Source organism: Pseudomonas sp. Hz4 (assembly GCF_054898165.1).
The window spans coordinates 4,666,833-4,690,436 of record NZ_CM142719.1 but is presented as its reverse complement, the minus strand read 5'-3'; the positions used below and the strand labels follow the sequence as shown (position 1 = coordinate 4,690,436).

Below are 23,604 nucleotides of genomic sequence, written 5' to 3'. Positions count from 1 at the left end.
AACCGGCTACCTGGACTGCCATCAGGGCTGTTTTTTCCCAATCCCCCTCCGCCTTATCCGGACCCGCCAAAAATCACTCTTCGCCGGCCCCCAACTCTCGATCCTCGAACGCGGAACGCACGGCCTCCACGACGCGTTCCGCCATGCCCTCATCTTCAAGCCGCGGGTACCCTTTCTTTAGCTTGCCGGACACCGTCCAGCCGTTCTCCTTGATGGAACGGATAATGCGATTCGCGTCCTGGTCTGGCATCTCCAGTACTTCTTTTAGCTGCTCCTGAGCTCGCTGAAAGATCACCAGTACTCTGGCTTCATCCGCCATTTCCTTTCGAATCGTGTGCTCGACGACGCGTGAGGTATACAGGACGTGCTCAGTCAGATCGGGATATCGCCAGGCAAAGCACGCATCCTCGTATTCATCGAAGATGAAGTTGCTGAGAGTGCCGTCCTCATAGGTCACGAGTTCGCCGAACCGATAGGCCGTCGCGTAACGTCGCATGAACGGTCGCGAGAACACTTCGAGCGTACGATCGTAGCCGGCCCTGAAGTCGATCGAACTGGTAATTGTGGCTGACACCGGCAGTATCACGCCGTCGGGCACGGCCTTATCCCGAATCAAAGTGTCGTTGATCAGAAAGCGATGAATCCGGCCATTGCCATCCCGCATGGGATGGATATACACGAAGCCAAACGCCAACACAGCGGCACGTGCCAGCGACTCCTTGCCACGCGTTGCGACCTCAAACTCGTTGAGTCCTGCCAATAGCTGCGCAAGATCGGCAAAATGAGGGGCAATGTAATGCACGATGTCCTCGCGCATCGTGGCCTGCCCCACAAACACAGGAGAGCGCCGCAAGCCCAGTCCGATGGCGTCACGCCCCAGAATGCCGGCTTGCAGGGACTGCAGGCTGTCGTCACTCAACGGGTTTTCGATATGACCGCAGTACTGGGCAATGACATGGGCAAACCGCTGGATGCGATCGGCCTGGTCGGCTTCCTTTTCGATGAGAAAGCTCGCGCGTGATTCCTTGAACGTCAGCCAACTGGCCGTACGCATCAGGATGTCGGCGCCGAACGCCTGATCCAACTCATTCAATGCCTCGGGCAGATTGAATTGCAGAGCTTTCTGCACTGACGCCGTACGACGAACCAAGGGGCAGAACTCAGCCGCCCCCGGCAGGTTGTTGTTGATACGCCAACGCCGTGTTCGCAGTGCCTCGCTACGTGTCAGGTAATCTTTTGGCGAAACGGCATCAACATAGCCGCCATTGGTCACGTCAGGCACATCCAGACGTTCCCCTGTCAGCCATTCGTAGAGGAATCCGGTGCGACGGGCGTACAGGCCGAAAGGCTCTCGTCGACACCAATCTTCGATAGGCTGCGGGCCTGTTGCCGCAAACAGGCGAGCGAAGAACTCAAGATGAATCTCTTCGTACTTGAGGCCGAATTCGAAATGTCCTGCGAAGTCGTCTGTGGGCCGGTAGCTTGGCGGATACCGGTTCTCCACATTCCCGTCGCTTTCGCGGCGAACACGTGAAGTGCCGATTATCGACTCGACGCGAAGAGGCTGTGCCAGTGCGATGTCATAGCGGTTCGCGAGTGTCTTGAAACCGACTTGCATTGACGAGATCCTTTACTGGGACAAGAAAAACGCTAACAGAATGTCGATCCTATGCGAAAACGATAATTTTCACAGGTGTGAAAATAATAATGCTGGATGAAATTTGATAATAAACCCGTATTCTTCGAAAAAAACGCTAACGGACTCAGAGCAGTCGCTACAGCGGCGGGAAAGCTTGATTATCGATCAGCGGGATCACGAACTGGATTCAACCAAACCCCAGACACAAAAAAACCGGCCATCAAGGCCGGTTTTTCTTTACTGCATCCCCCGTAAAAAAACGACGTGAGACCAAAATTCGATTGGAGCGGGTGAAGGGAATCGAACCCTCGTTATCAGCTTGGGAAGCTGGAGTAATGCCATTATACGACACCCGCTCAGAGCGGCTGACTTTGTACCAGATGTGGCCGTGGAAATGAAGTTTTTCTTTGCGCGGGATAGCTTTAGCGCCGGGTGAATCACAAGCAGCAACTGCGTGATTCGCGGGCAAGCCTCGCTTCTACAGGGCAGGGCTTGCTCGCGATGACACTGTTTCAGATGGCCAATGCATGTTGGTCCTGGACGTAGTGGTAACGCGGTCGGCTTTCGTGTTGCGAAGGTTTCAGAAAGCCCAGCAATGCGTTGCGGCTGTCTCGGCAAGCAGCTTTGTGTTCCATGTCGAGAAAGTGCCCGGTCGCCTCAAGGGTGGTGAAGGTGGCGTCTCGCACGTGGTTGGCGAACAGATGAGCGCCGTCGGCAGCGGTGTATTCGTCCCATTCGCCGTTCATGAACAACACTGGCACGTTGATTTTCTCCGAGGCTTTCAGAAAGCACTGGCGATCGCTATTGAGCAGGTCGCTGATGTGGTAGTGCATCTGCCCGTATTCATGCTCGGCCAAAGAACTGACGTGCCGATAATTGAAGCGCTTGAACAGTGTCGGCAGGTGTTTGCCGATGGTGCTGTTCACCAGATTGCCGACCCGGTCCCCGTCCCGGCTGCCGAGGTAATCGACACCGCGCTCGAGGTAATCGAGCATGTGCGCGTTGATCTCCGGGGAGAACGAACTGATCACGGCTTTTTCGATTCGCCGTGGCTGGTGGGCCAGGGCGACCAGGGTTGCGGCGCCACCCCAGGAAAACGACAGCACGTGTTCGGCGCCAAAGTGGTCGATCAGCTCCAGGAGGATCTGCCCTTCGAGTTCCTTGGACAGCATTTTCTCATGCAGGTTGTGGGCTTTGGACTTGCCCGCGTAGGGCTGGTCGTAGCAAACCACATTGAATTGCGGGTGAAGATTTTTTACGGTTTGTGCAAACGACGCAGTCGTGGCCATCGAGCCGTTGACCAAAATAATGGTCTTCTCTGCGGCGTCTGCGCGATAGAACTCCGTGTAAACCCGATACTGACCCTGTATATCCAGCACAGCGATTTCTGGCCTCATGTCATAAGACTCCTGGCAAGCGGGTATGCGTGCAAATCAGATTGCACAAGCTTTGTGACAGGTAGGCATACGCCTGGAATTTGAGAGGCCCATGTCGATCCATTGCAGTCCGGTCGACGGGTATTGTTATTGGCGGGCAGTCTGCCGGGGGGAAGGCGGAACCTGAGGGTTCACTGCCGGCAAGAAGTTTCTTAGAAGTATGTTGTGACTCGTCGGTCACATTTCGGCCGACGTCCTGATTCAAGCAGGGGTCACGTCATCACGCAAGTATCTTTGCAAATTGTTCGACACTTCTGCTGAGCGGTCGCCTGCTTAGATCAATTGAATCTCTTCGGTGCGTAATGCGCGGTACTCGCCCGGTTTCAGCGCACTGTCGAGCACCAGCGGGCCCATGCTTTCGCGGTGCAGACGCAGCACCTTGTTGTCGAAATGGCCGAACATCCGCTTCACTTGGTGATACCGACCTTCGACGATGCTCAGTCGCGCCGATTTTGCCCCGAGTAGCACCAGCTCGGCGGGTTGGGTGGTGAGATTCTCAAAGGCGAAGTACAGCCCCTCGGTGAACGTGACCGCATATTCCGGGCCGATGTCCTGCTCGGTCTCGACGTAATAAACCTTGGGCAGTTTGGTCTGAGGTTGGGTCAGGCGTCGCGACCAGCTGCCGTCGTTGGTGATCAGCATCAGACCGGTGGTGTTGAAATCCAGCCGACCGGCGATGTGCAGCTCGTTTTTGTCCGGCTCATGGATCAGGTCGAGTACGGTTGGGTGTTCCGGGTCGCGGGTGGCGCTGACGCAACCAGCTGGCTTGTGCAACATGAAGTGACGCACCGGTTTGCCGATTTGCAGCACCTCGTCATCGACCTCGACACGGCTGAACTCGCGTACTTCGGCGTGAGGGTCACTGACGATCTTCCCGTCGATCCTGACGCGTTTTTCCACCAGCAACAGACGCACTTGCTTACGGTTGAAGCGCGGCAGGTTGCTGAGGAAACGGTCAACACGCATGGCTAGAGGTCGGTGGGAAAAGGGCCGCGCATCTTACGTGATCGGCCGGGAGGATGCTTGCAACTGCGCCTCGACCCGAGCGCAGCCGGGGCACAAACAGGATGTGTCGCGCAGGCCGGCCGGCAGCGCTTCGAGCACTGCCGGGTCGATGCTGACGCCGTAGCACCAGCAGGCTCGATCGGCGGTTCGCGGGTCGGCCAGCGTACAGTCGTTGGCGGCGCCGCACGCTGGGCAGAGGTCAGGCTTGCTCATTTAGGGTTATGCATAACTGGAGTGAGGCATTTCCACGCAGGTGCGGTTACGGCCGGCTTGCTTGGCCCGGTACATCGCATGATCAGCCCTCGAGAGCAGCGTGTGCAAGGTGTCATCGGTCTGCAGGGTGGTAACGCCGATGCTCACGGTCAGCTGCAAGGCCTTATCGTTGTAGGCATAACGCTGTTGCTCGACATGCTGACGAATTTTCTCGGCGATCATCAGACCGGTCTCACCGTCAGTGTCCTTGAGTAGCACGATGAACTCCTCACCGCCCCAGCGGCAGACAATGTCGGAATGTCGCAGACAGCTCTCCAGATCCCGAGCGAAACCAATCAGCACCTGATCGCCGGCAAGGTGGCCGTAGGTGTCGTTCAAGGCCTTGAAGTGGTCCAGATCCAGCAGCAAAGCAGCCAGTGGTTTTGGCTCGCGCTGGGCTTCGTGCATGGCTTGCGCCGCCAGCAAGTCGAAGCCGCGACGGTTCGGCAACTCGGTCAGGCTGTCGAGGATCGCCTGGGCCTGGATCTTGCCCTGATAGCGCTTGATCTCCCGGTTGAGCAGAATCAGCACAATCAGCGTGACGATCAGGCAGATCAACAGGTTGAGGTACAGCGACTGGCGGATTTCACTGAGGGCGCCGTCTTCGCGTTTGTCGACGAACAAGTGCCAGTTCAGCTCTGGAATGAAACGCACATTGAGGAAATGTCCCTGGCCCCGGACGGAATATTCGTAGCTGCCGCTGTGAGGTTTGGGCAGTTGGCTGACCAGGTCCTTCATGCTGTCGAGCTCGCTGAGAGTCCGCCCGATCCGCGCGCCTTCTGGGCCACCCTCGGCGCCCGTAAGTACCAGGCGCCCGAAGTTGTCGACGAAAAACACGCTGCGTTGATAACGCTGCTGATACGTGTCGATCAGCTTGATTACCGCATCGACCGTCAGACCGACACCCGCCGCGCCGATGAAACGGTTGTTGTAGTCGTAGACCTTGTAGTTGATGAAGAAGGTCAGGTTGTCCTTGTTGGCCATGTCCGGATCGACGTTGATCTCGTACGGATCGGCCATGTCACGTACGCGGAAATACCACGCATCGCGGGGCTCCGTGGCTTTGATCTGCTTGAGTACGCCTTTGGCGTGATAGTAGGTCAGGCTGCTGTTGGAAACGAAAAATGCGGTGTAGGCGCCGTAGTGGGTCATGACCTCGTTGAGGTAACGGGTCATTTTCTCGGGATCGTTTTCGCCGTTTACCACCCAGTCACGCATGAAGGTGTCGCGGGACATCATCGATGAAATCAGGATCGGTCTGACGAGGTCTTTCTGGATTTCCGAGTAGACCGTGTCCGACGTCAGCGGCAGTTCGGTGTTGATGATGTTGTCGCGGATCGACGCTCGCGAGGCGTAGTAACTGAGGAAGGAGGTGGCGAGAAAACCTGCGCCCAACAGCGCGATCAGCGTGAGGACCAACGAACGTTGCGAATATAGCGGCGAGCGAAGCGGCATGACGATTCCGTTGTCAGTGACCAGATGGCTGGCATTCTAATGGCACGGCGGGGAAATAACTGCTCTATGTGCAAGGCGAGCGATCGTTCCCACGCTCCTGAGTGATCGTTCCCACTCCACGTGGGAACGCTTCCTGTGACGCTCTGCGTCACGCTTGCGAAGGGACGCGGAGCGTCCCCGGGCGGCATTCCCACGCGGAGCATGGGAACGATCTCAGGTCCGGGATCGCAGATACGCACGCCATCCGCCTAAATGGCTAATATTGGTTGCCCCCTCCAACCCATACGCCTCACAGATAAACCCACTCTCCCAGCGCCCATCCGCCAATTGCCACCCATCGCGTTTCATCGGCGAGTTATTTCAACGTGTTTCGCGAACGCACCAGATATCGAATTCGATGTCTGATCTTTCGACAGTCACCGAATAATTGACTGTCGCCTGCCAGCGTCGCTGGTGTGGCTCACTCGCGGTCCAGGAGGCCGCCATGCTCTGTCGAAAAATGCTCGGCCAAATTCTTCTGATTGCTGTATTGGGATTGTCTCTTGGTGCCTGCGTGCCCTATTCCGATGGAGGAGCCAGCTACTACAGTTCCGAGGTCTATACCTCTCCAGCGCCAGCCTATTATTCCGGTGGCGGATCTTACTATTCAGGTGGCGGCGGTTATTACACGCAACCTCGCCGGTACTACGCACCGCCCGCGCGGTATTACCAGCCAACACCGCGGTATTACCACCAGCCGCGGGTTTATCAACCGGCACCAGGCTATTACCATTCGCAACGAGGCCACTATCGGGCCCAACAGAATCACGGTTGGGATGGTCGTAACCGCGGCGGTCGGGACAATGACTATCGCGGACGTGGGGGGTGGGACAATCGTGGCGGACGAGGCGAACACAACAATCGCGGCGATCACGATGGCCGAGGCGGCCACCGTTAAGCACTCATAAAAATAGCGGCGCATGAAGCGCCGCTTTTTTATGCCCGGATTTCAGTAATCCTACAGATCAGCCAGCGGATGCCGGCCTTCCCAGGCCTTTTGGAAATGCGCTTCTACCACCGCATCCGGCAGGTTATTGATGTCCGGCCAGTGCCAGTGAGGTTTCTGATCCTTGTCGATCAACCGCGCACGCACGCCTTCGCTGAACTCCGGATGACGGCAGCAGTTGAGGCTCATGGTGTATTCCATCTGAAAGACTTGAGCCAACGACATATGCCGGGCGCGGGCAATCTGCTCCCACACCAGATGGGCGGTCAGGGGCGAGCCTTCGCTCATGGTTTTCGCGGCACGGCTGAGGAGCAGATCCGTGTTGTCGCGCAACTGGCTGATCGCCTTCCAGGCGCAGCGCACGTCACTGACATCCAGCAGCTCATCGATCTGCTGGCGTCGTGGCAACCACTGGGCTTCGGGCATTTGCGCGAGCGCTTCCTGCTGCAACGCCTTGAGCAGGCTGTTGAGCTGCATCGGCGTCTGTTCCTGCCAGTTCAATTGCAGCAGGCCTTCCATCAGCTTTTCTTGCTGTTCATCGAGCAGGAAACGGTCGGCAAGGTCCAGATCGATCGCATCGCGACCGTTCATGTGGGCGCCGGTCAGGCCGAGGAATAATCCGAGCTTTCCGGGCAGGCGCGACAGAAACCAACTGGCCCCGACGTCCGGGTACAGACCGATACTGATCTCCGGCATCGCCAGGCGGCTGCTCGGCGTAACAATCCGGATGCTCGCGCCTTGCAGCAGCCCCATGCCGCCGCCGAGCACATAGCCATGCCCCCAACAGATCAGCGGTTTAGGGTACGTGTGCAGATTGAAGTCCAGGCGATACTCCGCCGCAAAGAAGTGCGCGGCCAATGGCGGCACTTCGCCTGGATGGGTGCGACAGGCTTCCACCAGGCTGCGGACTTCACCGCCGGCGCAAAAGGCTTTGGCGCCTTTGCCGCGCAACACTACGCAGACGATTTGCGGCTCTTTGGCCCAGGCGTCCAGTTGATCGCGCAAGGCGTTGATCATCGGCAAGGACAGGGCATTGAGGGACTTTTCGGCATCCAGGCTGGCGATGCCGATGCGTGCGCCGTCGGTGCCGGTGAGTTCTTCGAAGTGCAGATTCATCGTGACCTCGATCGGGAATTTGAGCGTTCAGTATGATCGCTATGCAGGAAAGTGCCGGATCTGCGTCAGAACAATTGACAAGCGTGATGGGCTTTCCTAGGGTTCGCTCCATTGTTTTTGCCGGATGTAACCATGACTGCTGACGACCGTATCAAACTCGAACCGAGCTGGAAGGAGGCACTGCGTGCCGAATTCGACCAGCCCTACATGGCAGAGTTGCGCAACTTCCTGCAAGAAGAGCGCGCGGCAGGCAAGGAAATCTACCCGCCAGGACCGATGATTTTCAATGCGCTCAATTCGACGCCGCTGGATAAGGTCAAAGTCGTCATTCTCGGCCAGGACCCTTACCACGGTCCGGGACAGGCCCACGGCTTGTGCTTCTCGGTGCAACCGGGCGTACCGGCGCCGCCGTCATTGGTGAACATCTATAAAGAGTTGAAACGCGACCTGAACATCGACATCCCGCCCCACGGTTGCCTGCAAAACTGGGCCGACCAGGGCGTGCTGATGATCAACACCACCATGACCGTGGAACGCGCCAACGCCAATGCACACAAGGACAAGGGCTGGCAGTTTTTCACGGATCGGATCATTGAAGTGGTCAGCCAACAGCAACCGCATCTGGTGTTCATGCTGTGGGGCGCCCATGCCCAGAGCAAGCAGAAACTGATCGACGCCACCAAGCATCTGGTGCTGACCTCAGTGCATCCATCACCGTTGTCCGCTTATCGCGGCTTCCTGGGCTGTGGGCACTTCAGCCGAACCAATAAGTATCTTGAGCAGAATGGCGAGACGCCGATCGAATGGCGGTTGCCGCCAGTGGCGTAATGATCGTCCCCCCGCTCTGCGTGGGAATGCAGCCCGGGACGCTCTGCGTCCCATCCAGAGCCGAACGCGGAGCGTCCGTTGAGGCATTCCCACGCGGAGCGGGGGAACGATCAGGTTAGGGGGAGTCGGGCTGCCTGTTCCAATACTTGAACAACGGCTCTGCCAGAAACAGCACAAACAATAGCCGCATCACCTGCATCGCCGTCACCAGCGGCACCGACAATTGCAGGGTCTGCGCCGTCAGGCTCATCTCCGCAATCCCGCCGGGCATCATGCCCAACGTCAGCGAACGCAAATCCAGATGCGTCAGCGCACTCAACCCCAGCGCCGCCAACGTAGCAATCAACATGGTCAACACCGTGCCGAGCAAGGTCCGCCCCATGAATGATGGGGCGCGCCGGAAAAACTGCCGATTGAAGTGACAACCCAACCCGCTGCCGATCAGCCATTGACCGATCTGGCTACCGCCATTGGGCAAACCGATGTGCAGATCCCAACCAATGCTCACCGCCGCACTCACCAGCAATGGCCCGAACAGCCACGGATTGGGTTGCCGCAGGCGCTCCCAAAGCCAAGCGGCGAGGGCACCCACCGGAAACAGCAACGCCAGCCAGCGCCAGTCAACGGAAGTGGCATGGGACAGCGGTGCACCGTCTCCGAGCAAATATTTGAAGGCCGCCGGCACACACAGCACCACCACCAACACCCGCAGACTCTGCCCTGCCGCTACGCGACTGAGTACCGCGCCGTTACGCGCGCCGAGGTTGACCATCTCCCCGGAACCACCCGGCATGCTGGAAAAGAACGCGGTGGCGCGATCTTCACCGGTACGCCGCATCAAACAGACCCCGACCACAGCCGACAGGCTGGTGACCAATGCACCAAAGAAGATCAGACCGAAGTGGCTCAGGACCTGCTCCATCACCACCGGGGTGAAGTGCAGGCCGATGCCGATGCCGACAATCCACTGGCCGCACTTGCGGCCGCCAGGGATTTGCGCCAATTGCCAGGGTGTCAGGCAGCGCACCAGGATGATCGCCAGCAACGAGCCGACCATCCACGGCAGTGGCCAGTCGATCTGACTGGCGAGATACCCGCCCAGCAGACCGACCAGCGGGGTTCCCCACCAAGCTTTGAAGGGTGTTCGATCAGGCATCGGCGATTGCGCGCCGGGAGACCGAACGTTTGCGCCAGATCCGCAGGATAGGCATCAGCAGCATGATTGCGGTCAGCACCCAGACACCGAAGGTGATCGGGCTCGACCAGAGGATTTCCAGCGCACCGTTGGAAATCGACAGGGCGCGACGCAGGTTTTGCTCCATCAGGCCACCGAGGATGAAGCCCAACAGAACCGGCGACAATGGGAAGTCCAGCTTGCGCAGGATGTAACCGAAGATGCCGATGCCGATCATCAGGAACAGGTCGAAGGTGGTGGCGTGCACCGCGTAGACGCCGATCCCGGTGATGATCGCAATCACTGGCACCAGCGCCCAGTTCGGCACGGCAAGGATGCGGGTGAAGATGCGGATCATCGGGATGTTGAGGATCACCAGCATGATGTTGGCGATGAACAACGAAGCGATCAGGCCCCAGACGATGTCGGGTTGCTGTTGGAACAGCAGCGGGCCCGGGGTGATGTTATACAGCGACAGTGCGCCGATCATCACCGCCGTCGTACCGGAACCCGGAACGCCGAGCGTCAGCATCGGCACCAGGGCACCGCAGGCTGCGCCACCGATGGCGGTTTCCGGCGCCGCGAGGCCACGCATGTCGCCTTGTCCGAACGTGCCCTTGGCGCCGGCGATACGTTTTTCGGTCATGTAGGCCACGGCACTGGCCAATGTTGCGCCGGCACCCGGCAGAACGCCCATGATGAAACCGAGCAGACCGCAACGGATGTTCACCATGAACACCGCCGACGCTTCCTTGAAGTTGAACATCATCCGGCCGGTCGCTTTCACCGCTTCCTGGCCGCGATGGGTTTTTTCCAGCAGCAGAAGGATTTCACTGATGGAGAACAAGCCCAGTACCAGCACAACGAACTGAATGCCGTCAGTCAAATGGATATTGTCCCCAGTGAAACGGTACACGCCGCTGTTGGCATCGATCCCGACGGTCGACAGAAACAGGCCGATCAGCGCGGCAATAAACGTCTTCAATGGTCGATCACCGGCCATGCCGCCCAGGCAGACAATCGCGAACACCATCAGCACGAAATACTCCGCCGGTCCAAAGGCAATCGCCCATTTCGCCAGCAGCGGAGCGAACAGCACCATGCCGCAAGTCGCGATGAACGCACCGATGAACGAACTCCACGCCGACAGCGACAACGCTACACCGGCCAGACCCTTGCGGGCCATCGGGTAGCCGTCGAGGGTGGTCATGACGGTGGAGGCTTCGCCCGGAATGTTCAGCAGGATCGAGCTGATCCGGCCGCCGTATTCACATCCCAGGTACACCGCCGCCAGCAGGATCAGCGCCGACTCCGGTGGCAGACCGAGGGCGAACGCGATCGGAATCAGCAACGCCACGCCGTTGATCGGGCCCAGGCCAGGCAACAGCCCGACGACGGTGCCGATCAGGGTGCCGCACAGCGCGGTCACCAGGTTGTACGGGCTCAGCGCGACGCCGAAGCCCTGACCCAAATAGCCAAGAGTATCCATATCAGTTCTCCAGAACGTTGAGCACGCCCAGCGGCAGTGGCACGTCCATCACTTTGTCGAACAGCAGATAAAGACCGATAGCCATCAGGCTGATGATCACCGTACTGGGCAGCCAGCGGCCGCCATACAGGCGTGCCATAGGGATTCCAATCAGAATGCTGGCGCCAATGAAACCCAAGGGTTCGAAGGTCCCGGCGAACACCAGCAACAGCACGACGCAGATGCCAATTTTGGTCAGGGTTTCACGGTCGAGTTTCGGGTCATCGTCACTGTGCACGATCGGTGTCGGACGAAACACCATGTACAGCAGGCCAAGGCCCATCAGGCCGAGCATCAACAGCGGGAAGGCCCGCGGCCCCACTGGTTCGTAGGAAAAAGACGCTTGATACGGCCACGCCATCAGCGCCAGGCCAATACAGGCCAGCAACAGTGCGGAGGCGAAAATGCGTTGTAAGAGCATGGGAAACTCCTGTGCCGCAGCCCCGCAGAACGGGGGCCACAGCCGCTAGACAGAGGCGATCACTGAATCAGGCCGAACTCTTTGGCCAGCACTTTGTAGTCCGCAACCTGCTTCTTCACGTAGGTGTCCAGCTCCGGGCCGGTCATGGCGAACGGGAAGAGCTCACGTTGATCGCGCAGCTTGGCGAAATCGTCGGACGCCAACAGTTTGTCGAAGGCGTCTTTCCACCAGGCGTAGTCTTCGTCGCTGACTTTTGGCCCGAGGTAGAAGCCGCGAACCACTGGCCAGACGATGTCGTAGCCTTGCTCTTTGGCGGTCGGGATGTCTTTCATTTCCGGCTCGTCCAGACGCTTCTCGGAGAACACCGCGAGTAGGCGCATGTCGCCGCTCTGGATGTGCGGCATGGAGTCGGAGATGTCGGTGCTGCCCACCTGGATGTGGCCGCCGAGCAGGGCAGTGGCGATTTCACCGCCGCCTTCGAGGGCGACGTAACGCAGGTCGCGCGGGTTGATCCCGGCAGCCTTGGCGATCAGGGCGGTTTGCATCCAGTCCTGGCTGCCGACGGTGCCGCCGGAGCCGATCACCACTTTGCTCGGATCTTTCTTCAACGCCTGAACCAGATCGTCCAGGGTCTTGTAAGGCGAATCGCTTTTCACCGCGATGGCGCCATAGCTGGTTCCAACCGCCGCCAGCCAGCGCACGGCGTTTTCATCGAAGCGACCGAACTTGCCTTGAGCCAGGTTCAGCAGCGAACCGCTGGACCACGCCACCAGCGTACCGGCGTCGCCAGGGCGCTGAGCGACTACCGCGTTGTACGCCACCGCGCCGACACCGCCGGGCATGTAGGTCACGCGCATCGGTTTGGTCAGCAGCTTTTCGTTGACCAGCGCGCTTTGCGCCAGTTTGCAGGTCAGGTCGAAACCGCCACCAGGGGATGCCGGGGCAATGCATTCCGGGCGTTTTGGCTCCGCCATCAGTTGGCCGGCAAACAGCAAGCAGCTGGCGGCTAGAGCAATTTTACGCAGTGATAAGGTCATTTGAGTCTCCACGAGAATTATTGTTGTTGGACGTGATGTTTACCAAAGGGCAACGCTATAGCTCACCAGCAAACGCACTTCATCGGCGTCGCGGGCGGAGTAATTGGAGCGGTAAGTGGCATTGCGCAGGCGCACGGCGACGTCCTTGAGCGCACCGCTTTGTACGACATACTTGATCTCGGTGTTGCGTTCCCACTCTTTGCCTTCGTCACCGTTCTTGAGCTTGATGTTGTCGCCGCTCAGGTAACGGCTCATGAAACTCAGGCCGGGGAGACCGAGTTTGGCGAAGTCATAGTCGTAGCGTGCTTGCCAGGAACGCTCTTCGGCGCCGGCAAAGTCGTTGATCTGCACGAAGTTGACCAGGTACGGGTCGGCGCCATCAACATAGGGGAACGCGCTGTCACCGGACATGTGCTGATAACCGGCGCTGAACTTATGCCCGCTCAAGGCGTAGCTCACCAGACCGCTCAGGGATTTGTTGTCGATCTTGCCGCCACGGGCCGCGCCTTGGTCATCACTGATGGCCAGTCGCAGGTCGGTGCCGAAAGTGCCAGGGCCGAACGGCTGCGAGGCGACGACGCCGAGGAAGTGTTGGTTATAGACTTCATCGAGTTGCGCGAAGTGGTAGCTGCCGGTGATTTTGTCGGTGAACTTGTAGTCCACGCCGCCAAAATCGAAGTGCTTGCCAGCGGCGGTGCCGGCAAAACGGCTGTTCTTGTTGTTGAGGGCAATGTCCTCGAAGTCGGTGCTGTTGCGGTCTTTGGCTTTCTCGAGACGGCCGCCGGTGAAGGTCAGGTTCTTGATCTCTTTGGAGGTCAGCAGGCCGCCTTCAAAGGTCTGCGGCAGGATGCGTCCGTCGTTGGGCTTGAGGATTGGCAGCTCCGGAATCAGGCTGCCGATTTTAAGTTCCGTGGCCGAGATTTTCACTTTGCCGGTCAGGCCCAGTTTGGAGTACTCATCAGCCGCGCGGCCGTCATCGTGGGTCGGCAGCAAACCGGTACCGGTGCGGTCCGGACTCGAATCGAGTTTGACCCCCAGCATACCCAGCGCATCGACACCGAACCCCACGGTGCCGTCGGTGTAACCCGATTGCAGATTGAGCATGAAGCCTTGTGCCCACTCGTCACGCTTGGATTGCTGGGCGCTGGTACCGTCGCGAAAATCGCGGTTGAAATACATATTGCGGGTTTCGAGGGTTGCCGTACTGTCTTCGAAAAAAGCAGCCTGGCTCAACGGCGAAAAGCCGGCGAAGGCGGCGGCACTGGCGAGGACGGTCTGGCTGAGGCGGGAAAAACGAGCAGGCGGGCGAGCCTGAAGCTGCATGGACAGCATTGTGTAGTACTCCGTTTATTGTTCTTATTGGCGAAAACGCTTCGTGGCGTTTTTCGTATCGCGACGGCAGTCGAAACTGACCGTGGCCTGACTCTAACGGGCTAACCTTTCGCTAACCTTTCAGCTGGCATTCAGCGTTTTTGCGCTTCACAGCGGCAGATGCGGCTGTAAACTCCGCGCCAAAGAATGGCGTCGACATCCCTGAATGAGGTAAAGATCCATGCGTGTTCTGCTCGTCGAAGACCATCTGCAGCTCGCCGAAAGTGTCGCCCAGGCGCTCAAGAGCACCGGGCTGACCGTGGATGTGCTGCACGACGGTGTGGCGGCCGACCTGGCCTTGAGCAGCGAGGAATACGCCATGGCGATCCTCGACGTCGGCCTGCCGCGCATGGATGGTTTCGACGTGCTGGCGCGCCTGCGGGCGCGGGGCAAGAACCTGCCGGTGTTGATGTTGACCGCCCGCAGCGACGTCAAGGATCGGGTCCACGGCCTGAACCTCGGCGCTGACGATTACCTGGCCAAACCTTTCGAACTGACCGAACTCGAAGCTCGGGTCAAAGCCTTGCTGCGTCGCAGTGTGCTCGGCGGTGAACGCCAGCAGCGCTGCGGCGTGCTGGTCTATGACCTGGACACTCGGCGCTTCACCCTCGGCGAAGAACTGCTGACCCTGACTTCTCGCGAACAGGCCGTACTCGAAGCCCTGATCGCCCGTCCCGGTCGGGTGATGAGCAAAGAGCAGCTGGCTGCGCAAGTGTTCGGCCTGGACGAAGAGGCCAGCCCCGACGCCATCGAGATCTATGTCCATCGCCTGCGCAAGAAGCTCGACGGCCAACCGGTCGTCATCGTGACCTTCCGCGGGCTCGGTTACTTGCTGGAAAGCCGTGATGCATAAACCCAGCAGTCTGCGCTGGCGGTTGCTGTGGAATCTGGCGCTGTTGCTGGTGGTGTTGATGCTGGCCAGTGGTTTGAGCGCGTACTGGAACGGTCGCGAAGCCGCCGACACGGCCTATGACCGGACCTTGCTGGCGTCGGCGCGGACTATCGCCGCGGGTGTCTCCCAGCGCGACGGCACGCTGAGCGCTGACGTGCCGTATGTGGCCCTCGATACCTTCGCATACGACAGCGCGGGGCGAATTTTTTACCTGGTCAACGACATCAATCAGAAACTGATCTCCGGTTACGAAAACCTTCCGCCGCCGCCACCAGGGACGCCGCGCACCGATGACTATCCGGCACTGGCGCGCTTCTACAACGCCCAATATCAGGGACAGAACGTACGCGTAGTGAGCCTGCTTAAACCTGTGAGCGAGCCGAACATGAACGGCATGGCGGAAATTCGTGTAGCCGAGACCGATGAAGCGCGGGTCAGCATGGCTCGCAGCCTGGCAGCGGACACGTTGCTGCGTCTGGGCATGCTGGCGATCGGTGCGCTGTTGATGGTGTGGTTTGCGGTCAGCGCCGCGCTGCGTCCGCTGGAACGCTTGCGCACGGCGGTGGAGGAGCGGCAGTCAGACGATCTGCGGCCGTTGCCGCTGGTGGAGGTGCAGCACGAATTGTGGCCACTGGTGCGCGCGCTCAATCACTTTACCGAGCGCCTGCGTGAGCAGTTCGAGCGTCAGGCGCAGTTCATCGCCGATGCCGCCCATGAATTGCGCACGCCCCTCGCAGCGCTCAAGGCGCGACTCGAACTGGGTCTGCGTTCGAGCGAACCCCAAACCTGGCGCAGCACGTTGGAAACCGCCGCCCAGGGCACGGACCGCTTGACCCACCTTGCCAATCAATTGCTCTCACTGGCACGGGTCGAAAATGGCGCCCGGGCCATCGCCGAGGGCGGCGCGCAGTTGCTTGACCTCAGTCAGCTGGCTCGCGAACTCGGCATGGCCATGGCACCGCTGGCCCACGCACGCGGTGTGGCGCTGGCGCTGGAAGCGGACGAACCCGTCTGGTTGCGCGGCGAGCCGACGCTGTTGAACGAACTATTGAGCAACCTGGTGGATAACGCGCTGGCCCATACACCGTCAGGTGGCAATGTCATTCTTCGGGTCACGGCACCGGCAGTGCTGGAGGTCGAGGACGACGGCCCGGGGATTCCTCTTGAAGAGCGCGATCGGGTGTTCGAGCGCTTTTACCGGCGCAACCAGCAGGTGGCCGGTTCGGGGTTGGGGCTGGCGATTGTCGGCGAGATCTGCCGCGCACACCTGGCGCAGATCAGCCTGCACGATGGCGAGCAGGCGGGGCTGAAGGTGCGGGTGAGTTTTATTGCGGGAGAGTGATGGTGTCTTTGCTGGCCTCTTCGCGAGCAAGCTCGCTCCCACACTGAATCTATGTAACACCGAAGATCCCTGTGGGAGCAAGCTCGCTCCGGGCGGCGTTCCGACGATGGGCGCAACGCGGTCTCTCGATCAATAAAACATCGACCGCGACTCTTCCAGATCGCGGCACATCGCCTCGTTTTCCGGATCAATCCCCAGCTTCTTGAACGCCGGCACGCTGAATGCGTCGATACGGGCGAGGGGATGGTCGGTGTCCTTGTGGCAATACAGGCTGGCCACTTGCACCAGATCGACATAATCGATCCGCTCGGACTGTCGCTTGAAGTCCAGATAAAGCCCCGGCACCTGCACCAACATTTCCGGAAACTCCCAGACCCTGAGCAGTTTGTCGCCGATCCACGGATGAATCTGATCGATCACATGGTTGAGGCTGACCGCGTCAGACAGCAGTTCGTAGTGATCTTCGGCGTAGGTCAGGATCGGCAGTACACCGATTTGATGCACCAGTCCGCCAAGGGCTGCCTGATCGGGTTTTAGTTGGGTGTAGCGGCGGCACAGCGCGTAGCTGACTCCGGCGATTTCCAGGCTTTTGCGCCAGACTTCGCGCATTTTCTGTTCCACCACCTCGGAGCGGGCATGGAAAATCTGCTCCATGACCAGACCGATGGCCAGGTTGCTGCTGTAATTGACACCCAGTCGAGTGATCGCCGTGTGCAGATCAGTGACTTCCTGAGTCGCGCGCAATAACGGGCTATTGACCACTTTGATCAGGCGCGCCGACAGTGCGGTGTCGCGGCCGATCACTTTGCTCAAAGTGCTGACACTGATTTCCGGGTCTTCTGCGGCCTTGCGAATCTGCAGGGCCACTTCCGGTAACGTTGGCAGAACCAGGTCATCGTTATCGATGGCCTCAACCAAATCCTGTTGGACCTTTTCCGCCAGCTCGCTCATTTCGTTTCTCTAGGTGTTGCGACAAGTGCTGCTGTTAACGCTGGATTTCGCGATCGCGATCCAGCTGGTACGGCAGGTCGAGCAGGTGCAGGGCTGGCCCTTCGAGCGCGCCCAGATGGATATCGCCACCTTCTGCTGCTTCGGCTTGCAGCACGGCCAGGAGTTCAATGTTTCGCTCGGCGCGGGCGGCCAGCACCACTTCACCAATAGAACTGCCGTGGGTGGGGGAGAACAGTGGCGTACCAGGTTCAGGCAGCTCGTTGGCATCCAGTTTCAGGCGATACAAGCGGCGCTTGAGCTTGCCCAGGTACTGCATGCGCGCGACGATTTCCTGACCGGTGTAGCAACCTTTTTTGAAGCTCACGCCACCAACGGCTTGCAGATTGAGCATCTGCGGGATGAACAACTCGCGAGTGCTCGGCATGACCTGCCCGATCCCTGCGCGGATCTGGCCCAGCAGCCATTGATTCAGATCACCTTCGGCCAACAGGGCGGACAGCTTGCCCCTGATGAGGTCGGCCTGGTCGGCGGCGACCCAGAGTTCGGCACGATCCGGCGAGACGCGAATGGCGATCAGACCTTCACTGCGCACGACGCTGTCGGTTTCTACCGGCAGCTCAAGTCCCAGGCTGATCAGCGCAGCATCGCCTTGATTGACGCCGAGGCGGACCCAGGCAGCACTTTCGTCGGCCAGTTTGGATTTGGAAAACACCGCGTACTTTTTCAGGTCCGCCAGTTGCGGCTCCAGCAACTCGGTGGCCATGGCCATCAGAACGCCGTCACCTTCCAGCAGGATGCGGAAGCTCGACTGCATCCGGCCTTTCTGCGTGCAGCGAGCGCCCAGGCTGGCCTGAGTTTCGCTCAGGTAATCGAGGTTGCAGGTCAATTGGCCTTGCAGGAATTTGCTGGCATCCGCGCCGCGTACTGCGAGAACGCCTTCATGAGACAGGGTGCAGAAAAAAGCAGAATCGGCCATGGGTCATCGCAGGGTAAAGAGTCTGGGGGACATCATAAGGGGGCGCTCTTGAAATGGGTAGTTCACAAAAGATCGTTGGTGCCCGACCAAAGCCGAGTGCCCGACTCTGACTGGGACTGTATACTTGCCGCCTATTTGAGGAGCGCTCCATGGTCGAAGATGTTGAACTGAATCGCCTCTACTGGCACAGCCGCCGCGGCATGCTTGAGCTTGACGTGTTGCTGGTGCCGTTCGTGAAAGAGGTCTATCCGCACCTCAATGATGTCGACCGTGATTGCTACCGCAAACTGCTCGAATGCGAAGATCAGGACATGTTCGGCTGGTTCATGGAGCGCGCCGAATCGGAAGATCCGGAGCTTCAGCGCATGGTTCGCATGATCCTGGATCGTGTCCAGCCCAAGTAATGCGTTCGAATGCCGCTGGCATGCCTCACGGCAGTTGCTGGCGGCGTATCTTCTGGCCCAGCTGTTCGCGCTGGGTTCGCTGTTTCTTCTCTCTATTCCAGTCTGGGCCAGTCTGCTCGGCGTTGTTCTGTGCGTGGTTCATGGCTGGTGGGCAGTGCCGAGGCAGATTCTGCTGACGCACCCTCAGGCATTTCGCGGCTTGCGTCGCGATGCCGATGGCTGGCAGTTGTGGAATCAGGCTGCAGGTTGGCAACCCGTGCAGTTGCGACCGGACAGCCTGGCATTGCCATTGATTGTGGTGCTGCGTTTTCGACTGCGAGACGAGCGGCGGGTCAGATCAATCTGCGTTCCCCGCGACTCGCAGGCGGCGGATCTGCACCGACGCCTGCGGGTTCGGCTCACGTTCAGTCGGCGTAGGTGGGCGGCACCAGAATAGTGTCCAGGGCGACCGGCAACATGTTCGGGTAGTCGAGGGTGTAATGCAGGCCGCGACTTTCCTTGCGCTCCATGGCTGACTGGATCATCAACTCGGCCACTTGGGCCAGGTTACGCAATTCGATCAAATCGCGACTGACCTTGTAGTTGCTGTAGAACTCATCGATTTCGTCCAGCAACAGCCGCACGCGATGCTGCGCCCGTTGCAAGCGTTTGTTGGTGCGCACGATGCCGACATAGTCCCACATGAATCGCCGCAGTTCGTCCCAGTTGTGCGCAATGATCACGTCCTCATCGGAGTCGGTGACCTGGCTCGCATCCCAGACGGGCAGGGCGATCGGAATCGAAACCTGCGGCAGTTGCTCAAGAATGTCCGCCGCCGCCGAGCGCGCATAAACGAAACACTCCAGTAACGAGTTGCTGGCCATGCGGTTGGCGCCGTGCAGGCCGGTGAAGCTGGTTTCGCCAATGGCATATAACCCCGGCACGTCGGTGTGACCGTGCTGATCGACCATCACGCCGCCGCAGGTGTAATGCGCCGCTGGCACCACCGGAATCGGTTGCTTGGTGATGTCGATGGAGAATTCGAGGCACCGTTCGTACACGGTCGGGAAGTGAGTCTTGATGAACGCTTCCGGCTTGTGGCTGATGTCCAGATAGACACAATCGATGCCCAAACGCTTCATTTCATGGTCGATGGCCCGGGCGACGATGTCCCGTGGCGCCAGTTCGGCGCGAGGGTCGAAGCGCTGCATGAAGCGTTCGCCGTTGGGCAGTTTCAGGTGTGCGCCTTCGCCGCGCAGGGCTTCGGTGACCAAGAAGCTTTTGGCTTGCGGGTGATACAGGCAAGTGGGGTGGAACTGGTTGAACTCCAGATTCGCCACCCGGCAGCCTGAACGCCAAGCCATAGCAATGCCATCACCGCAGGCGCCGTCGGGGTTGCTGGTATAGAGATAGACCTTTGCTGCGCCACCCGACGCGAGGATCACAAAGCGAGCGCCGTAGGTGTCGACTTCACCGGTCCCGCGATTGAGGACATAGGCGCCGAGGCAGCGATTACCTTCAAGGCCAAGGCGCTTTTCGGTGATCAGATCGATCGCGACTCGTTGCTCCAGCAATTCGATGTTCGGTCGTTGCCTGGCCTTGTCGAGCAAGGTTCTGAAAATCGCTGCACCCGTGGCATCGGCGGCATGGATGATGCGCCGATGACTGTGACCGCCTTCGCGGGTCAGGTGAAACTCAAATCCACCATCTTCGGTACCGGACTGTTCATCGCGGGTGAAGGGCACGCCTTGGTCGATCAGCCATTGAATCGCTTCTTTACTGTGCTCGACGGTAAAGCGCACGGCGTCTTCGTGGCACAGACCGCCGCCAGCATTGAGGGTGTCATCGACATGTGATTCAACGGTGTCGGTATCATCCAGGACGGCGGCGACGCCACCCTGGGCCCAGAAAGTCGAGCCATTGGCGAGGTCGCCTTTGCTCAGTACGGCAATGCGCAAATGACCGGGCAAGGTCAGCGCAAGGCTCAAGCCGGCAGCACCGCTGCCAATGACCAGTACATCGTGTTGAAACTGTTGGCTCATTTCAGGATTCCGCTCAAAGCGACCTGGGTCGGGGTTGGCGCAAGACACCTGGATCGGCGAGTCAAGACAGCCACACAGCCCACTAGTATATAGAGGGGGGGAGCGGCACAATAGCCGAGCCCGCATGGCATTGTGAAACTACTGTGACGGAAAAGATTGGACGCTTCGTCGGATGTTTTTTTCACCGGTTCGGCGACTAAAAGACTGTATCGTGGATTTAACAGTCTTTTTCTCTTCACGGTTGCACAATGTCGGTCTTGCGCAGCTATAAACGTTTGGAACTTTTGCCAAAGGCCCAAGATCCATAGAACGTTGCCTGATTTAAGGGACAGTGTCGGTTTCAACGCGGGATCTGTGGTTTGATCCTTGCTGGCGAATCCGATGACAAGATTATTCGCGCAGCCGGGTTAACCCGAGCTGCGCTTTTCGTGCGTGCCAAATCAGAGCCCGCAGGAAACTTGCTTGGAGGGGAGAACTTTTGCGAAAAGCCCGAGTCTATGTTTGCAAGTCTGGTCGTTTAGGTATGCAAGCCTCCTCCGAGCTTATCGAGGAGTGTTCATGCTAACCCAGGAAGAGGATCAGCAGCTGGTCGAACGCGTTCAGCGCGGCGACAAGCGAGCTTTTGATCTGCTAGTGCTGAAATACCAGCACAAAATTCTCGGGTTGATCGTGCGTTTTGTGCACGACACCCATGAAGCCCAGGATGTGGCGCAGGAAGCCTTTATCAAGGCGTACCGTGCACTTGGAAATTTTCGCGGAGACAGCGCGTTTTATACGTGGCTTTACCGCATCGCCATCAACACGGCGAAAAATTATCTGGTTTCACGCGGCCGTCGGCCGCCGGATAGCGATGTCAGTTCCGAGGATGCAGAGTTCTACGATGGCGATCATGGCCTCAAGGATCTCGAGTCGCCAGAGCGTGCATTGCTGCGGGATGAGATCGAAGGCACCGTCCATCGAACCATTCAGCAACTGCCAGAAGATTTGCGTACGGCTTTAACTTTACGTGAATTCGATGGTCTGAGTTACGAGGACATTGCGGCCGTCATGCAATGTCCGGTGGGTACCGTGCGCTCTCGGATTTTCCGCGCTCGGGAAGCCATCGATAAAGCCCTGCAGCCGTTGTTGCAGGAAAACTGAGACAGCGGCGACAGCCAAGAGAGGAACGCCATGAGTCGTGAAGCCCTGCAGGAATCGCTGTCCGCAGTGATGGATAACGAAGCGGACGAATTGGAATTGCGTCGGGTATTGAATGCCTTTGACGATGTTGAAACCCGTGAAACCTGGGCTCGTTATCAGATCGCTCGGGCAGTTATGCACAAGGATTTGTTGCTTCCACGTCTGGATATCGCTGCGGCAGTCTCCGCTGCGCTGGCTGACGAAGCCGTACCGGCAAAAACCTCCCGTGGTCCATGGCGCAGCCTGGGTCGTCTGGCGGTCGCTGCATCGGTAACCGTCGCGGTACTGGCGGGTGTTCGTCTGTATAACCAGGACGAGATCGCTGGTGTCGAATTGGCTCAGCAATCCAGTCAACCGGGTTTGGCCGTTCCTCAGGTCAAGGGTCCAGCTGTTTTGGCAGGCTACAATGAGAGTTCGGAAGCCGCTAGTCCTATGGCCAACGGCGTATTGCAAGGTCAGCCAGGCTGGCACGATCAGCGTCTGCCAGGCTACTTGCGCCAACATGCTCAACAGGCTGCATTGAAAGGTACTGAGAGCGCTCTGCCTTACGCTCGTGCAGCAAGTCTGGAAAACCGTTAAGGAGGATCATGCGCGCCATACCTCTACTTACGCTTCTGCTGGGTGGCTGGTTTGTTGTTCCAGCCAATGCTGATGAAGCCCAAGACTGGTTGACCCGTCTGGGCCAAGCCGAGCAACAGCAAAGCTTTCACGGTACATTCGTCTACGAGCGTAACGGTAGTTTTTCTACCCACAACATCTGGCACCGTGTCCAGGATGGCAAGGTCCGCGAGCGTTTACTCCAGCTCGACGGCTCGGCACAGGAAGTCGTGCGCATTGATGGGCATACTCAATGCGTCAGCGGCACCCTGATAGCAGGGCTTGGGGATTCCCCCAACTCCGCTGCTCGTGCACTCGATCCACAAAAATTAAAGAATTGGTACGATCTTGCCGTGATTGGCAAGTCGCGTGTGGCGGGGCGTGCGGCAGTGATCGTTTCACTGAGACCTCGCGATCAACACCGTTACGGTTTTGAATTGCATCTGGATAAAGACACCGGCTTGCCTCTCAAATCATTGCTTATGAATGAAAAAGGGCAATTGCTGGAGCGATTCCAGTTCACCCAACTGAATACCGCCGATGTTCCATCCGAGAGCGACTTGCAGCCGGGTCCAGATTGCAAAGCCGTCACCCTCCATAGTGATAAGGCTTCGGTGGTCAAGGCCGCTCAGGTCTGGCATTCGGACTGGTTGCCTGCAGGCTTTGAGCTGACAAGCAGCACCTCGCGCAAGGATCCAGAGACCAAAACCCAGGTTAACAGCCTGATGTATGACGACGGTCTGGCCCGTTTCTCGGTTTTTCTGGAACCGTTGAATGGCGCAACAGTCACCGACACTCGCACCCAGTTGGGACCAACCGTTGCAGTCTCCCGACGCTTGACTACCCCGCAAGGCGAGATGATGGTGACCGTGGTCGGTGAGATTCCGATTGGCACCGCTGAGCGGATTGCGCTATCCATGCGCTCCGACGCCACTGCAACCAAGTAGTGAGCTGTAGCGAAATGTTTGGTGAGCATTTCAACTTGCAAATATCTT

At 58.7% G+C, this 23,604-nt stretch carries 24 protein-coding genes and 1 tRNA gene; 9 read left to right on the top strand and 16 right to left on the bottom strand.

Annotation, left to right across the window (positions count from 1 at the left end; genetic code table 11):
- Window positions 1-73: 73 nt before the first annotated feature.
- From ACYZTR_RS21455 to ACYZTR_RS21425, 7 genes are all read right to left on the bottom strand, one after another.
- Entirely contained in the window at window positions 74-1,618 is a 1,545-nt protein-coding gene (locus tag ACYZTR_RS21455; RefSeq protein WP_461973679.1) for a Fic family protein, read from the bottom strand.
- Window positions 1,619-1,921: 303 nt separating this feature from the next.
- Window positions 1,922-1,995 (bottom strand) — tRNA-Gly (locus ACYZTR_RS21450).
- A gap of 156 nt (window positions 1,996-2,151) precedes the next feature.
- The gene (locus tag ACYZTR_RS21445) at window positions 2,152-3,036 is read right to left on the bottom strand and encodes an alpha/beta fold hydrolase (RefSeq protein WP_461973678.1); all 885 of its coding nucleotides are present in this window, start codon (window positions 3,034-3,036) and stop codon (window positions 2,152-2,154) included.
- Between the two features lie 312 nt (window positions 3,037-3,348).
- Entirely contained in the window at window positions 3,349-4,041 is a 693-nt protein-coding gene (locus tag ACYZTR_RS21440; RefSeq protein ID WP_461973677.1) for a pseudouridine synthase, read from the bottom strand.
- 33 nt (window positions 4,042-4,074) lie between these two features.
- Window positions 4,075-4,293 (bottom strand): cysteine-rich CWC family protein, encoded by a 219-nt coding sequence (locus tag ACYZTR_RS21435; RefSeq protein WP_461973676.1) that lies wholly within the window; start codon window positions 4,291-4,293, stop codon window positions 4,075-4,077.
- Between the two features lie 6 nt (window positions 4,294-4,299).
- Window positions 4,300-5,787, bottom strand: coding sequence for a sensor domain-containing diguanylate cyclase (locus tag ACYZTR_RS21430; protein ID WP_461973675.1), 1,488 nt, complete (start codon window positions 5,785-5,787; stop codon window positions 4,300-4,302).
- A 213-nt stretch (window positions 5,788-6,000) separates the two neighbouring features.
- Entirely contained in the window at window positions 6,001-6,135 is a 135-nt protein-coding gene (locus ACYZTR_RS21425) for an allophanate hydrolase-related protein (RefSeq protein WP_461973674.1), read from the bottom strand.
- A 136-nt stretch (window positions 6,136-6,271) separates the two neighbouring features.
- On the opposite strand from ACYZTR_RS21425, the gene ACYZTR_RS21420 reads away from it, so the two are divergent.
- On the top strand, window positions 6,272-6,724 hold the full coding sequence (locus ACYZTR_RS21420) for a hypothetical protein (RefSeq protein WP_461973673.1): 453 nt from the start codon (window positions 6,272-6,274) through the stop codon (window positions 6,722-6,724).
- A gap of 60 nt (window positions 6,725-6,784) precedes the next feature.
- Here the strand turns inward: ACYZTR_RS21420 and ACYZTR_RS21415 are convergent, their stop codons facing one another.
- Entirely contained in the window at window positions 6,785-7,888 is a 1,104-nt protein-coding gene (locus tag ACYZTR_RS21415) for an enoyl-CoA hydratase/isomerase family protein (RefSeq protein WP_461973672.1), read from the bottom strand.
- Between the two features lie 132 nt (window positions 7,889-8,020).
- Between ACYZTR_RS21415 and ung the strand changes: the two genes are divergently transcribed.
- Window positions 8,021-8,716 carry a uracil-DNA glycosylase gene (ung, locus tag ACYZTR_RS21410; RefSeq protein ID WP_461973671.1) on the top strand — a complete coding sequence of 232 codons (696 nt, stop codon included), beginning with the start codon at window positions 8,021-8,023 and terminating at the stop codon, window positions 8,714-8,716.
- A 115-nt stretch (window positions 8,717-8,831) separates the two neighbouring features.
- On the opposite strand, the gene ACYZTR_RS21405 is transcribed toward ung, so the two are convergent.
- The 5 genes from ACYZTR_RS21405 to ACYZTR_RS21385 are packed head-to-tail and all read right to left on the bottom strand — an operon-like array spanning window position 8,832 to window position 14,208.
- Window positions 8,832-9,872 carry an AbrB family transcriptional regulator gene (locus ACYZTR_RS21405; RefSeq protein WP_461973670.1) on the bottom strand — a complete coding sequence of 347 codons (1,041 nt, stop codon included), beginning with the start codon at window positions 9,870-9,872 and terminating at the stop codon, window positions 8,832-8,834.
- Complete coding sequence (locus tag ACYZTR_RS21400; protein WP_461973669.1) at window positions 9,865-11,379, bottom strand: tripartite tricarboxylate transporter permease; 1,515 nt, start codon at window positions 11,377-11,379, stop codon at window positions 9,865-9,867. Before ACYZTR_RS21400 ends, ACYZTR_RS21405 begins: the two co-directional genes overlap by 8 nt.
- Window position 11,380: 1 nt before the next feature.
- Window positions 11,381-11,839, bottom strand: coding sequence for a tripartite tricarboxylate transporter TctB family protein (locus tag ACYZTR_RS21395; protein ID WP_461973668.1), 459 nt, complete (start codon window positions 11,837-11,839; stop codon window positions 11,381-11,383).
- Window positions 11,840-11,898: 59 nt separating this feature from the next.
- On the bottom strand, window positions 11,899-12,876 hold the full coding sequence (locus tag ACYZTR_RS21390; RefSeq protein WP_461973667.1) for a Bug family tripartite tricarboxylate transporter substrate binding protein: 978 nt from the start codon (window positions 12,874-12,876) through the stop codon (window positions 11,899-11,901).
- 39 nt (window positions 12,877-12,915) lie between these two features.
- Window positions 12,916-14,208 carry an OprD family porin gene (locus ACYZTR_RS21385; protein ID WP_461973666.1) on the bottom strand — a complete coding sequence of 431 codons (1,293 nt, stop codon included), beginning with the start codon at window positions 14,206-14,208 and terminating at the stop codon, window positions 12,916-12,918.
- Window positions 14,209-14,428: 220 nt separating this feature from the next.
- Between ACYZTR_RS21385 and ACYZTR_RS21380 the strand changes: the two genes are divergently transcribed.
- Together ACYZTR_RS21380 and ACYZTR_RS21375 are read left to right on the top strand one after the other, a co-directional pair.
- Window positions 14,429-15,100 carry a response regulator gene (locus ACYZTR_RS21380; protein WP_461973665.1) on the top strand — a complete coding sequence of 224 codons (672 nt, stop codon included), beginning with the start codon at window positions 14,429-14,431 and terminating at the stop codon, window positions 15,098-15,100.
- Window positions 15,093-16,481 carry a sensor histidine kinase gene (locus tag ACYZTR_RS21375; RefSeq protein WP_461973664.1) on the top strand — a complete coding sequence of 463 codons (1,389 nt, stop codon included), beginning with the start codon at window positions 15,093-15,095 and terminating at the stop codon, window positions 16,479-16,481. The genes ACYZTR_RS21380 and ACYZTR_RS21375 overlap by 8 nt, the downstream gene beginning before the upstream one ends.
- 129 nt (window positions 16,482-16,610) lie before the next feature.
- On the opposite strand, the gene ACYZTR_RS21370 is transcribed toward ACYZTR_RS21375, so the two are convergent.
- Complete coding sequence (locus ACYZTR_RS21370; protein WP_461973663.1) at window positions 16,611-17,432, bottom strand: HDOD domain-containing protein; 822 nt, start codon at window positions 17,430-17,432, stop codon at window positions 16,611-16,613.
- A 34-nt stretch (window positions 17,433-17,466) separates the two neighbouring features.
- On the bottom strand, window positions 17,467-18,408 hold the full coding sequence (gene ygfZ, locus ACYZTR_RS21365) for a CAF17-like 4Fe-4S cluster assembly/insertion protein YgfZ (RefSeq protein ID WP_461973662.1): 942 nt from the start codon (window positions 18,406-18,408) through the stop codon (window positions 17,467-17,469).
- A gap of 149 nt (window positions 18,409-18,557) precedes the next feature.
- Here ygfZ and ACYZTR_RS21360 point away from each other — a divergent pair, with 149 nt between their 5' ends.
- A complete protein-coding gene (locus ACYZTR_RS21360; protein WP_007944081.1) occupies window positions 18,558-18,812 on the top strand; it encodes an FAD assembly factor SdhE in 255 nt (84 codons plus the stop codon).
- Window positions 18,796-19,248, top strand: a complete 453-nt coding sequence (locus tag ACYZTR_RS21355; protein WP_461973661.1) for a protein YgfX — start codon at window positions 18,796-18,798, stop codon at window positions 19,246-19,248. The genes ACYZTR_RS21360 and ACYZTR_RS21355 overlap by 17 nt, the downstream gene beginning before the upstream one ends.
- On the opposite strand, the gene nadB is transcribed toward ACYZTR_RS21355, so the two are convergent.
- Window positions 19,217-20,833, bottom strand: a complete 1,617-nt coding sequence (gene nadB / locus ACYZTR_RS21350) for an L-aspartate oxidase (RefSeq protein ID WP_461973660.1) — start codon at window positions 20,831-20,833, stop codon at window positions 19,217-19,219. The genes ACYZTR_RS21355 and nadB overlap by 32 nt on opposite strands.
- A 558-nt stretch (window positions 20,834-21,391) precedes the next feature.
- On the opposite strand from nadB, the gene rpoE reads away from it, so the two are divergent.
- Genes rpoE through ACYZTR_RS21335 form a run of 3 tightly spaced genes read left to right on the top strand, consistent with a single transcriptional unit; the run spans window position 21,392 to window position 23,556 of the window.
- Window positions 21,392-21,973, top strand: coding sequence for an RNA polymerase sigma factor RpoE (gene rpoE, locus ACYZTR_RS21345; protein WP_007944079.1), 582 nt, complete (start codon window positions 21,392-21,394; stop codon window positions 21,971-21,973).
- A 30-nt stretch (window positions 21,974-22,003) separates the two neighbouring features.
- Window positions 22,004-22,591 (top strand): sigma-E factor negative regulatory protein, encoded by a 588-nt coding sequence (locus ACYZTR_RS21340; protein ID WP_461973659.1) that lies wholly within the window; start codon window positions 22,004-22,006, stop codon window positions 22,589-22,591.
- A gap of 8 nt (window positions 22,592-22,599) precedes the next feature.
- Window positions 22,600-23,556: a MucB/RseB C-terminal domain-containing protein gene (locus tag ACYZTR_RS21335; RefSeq protein WP_461973658.1), complete on the top strand. Its 957-nt coding sequence runs from the start codon at window positions 22,600-22,602 to the stop codon at window positions 23,554-23,556.
- Window positions 23,557-23,604: the final 48 nt, after the last annotated feature.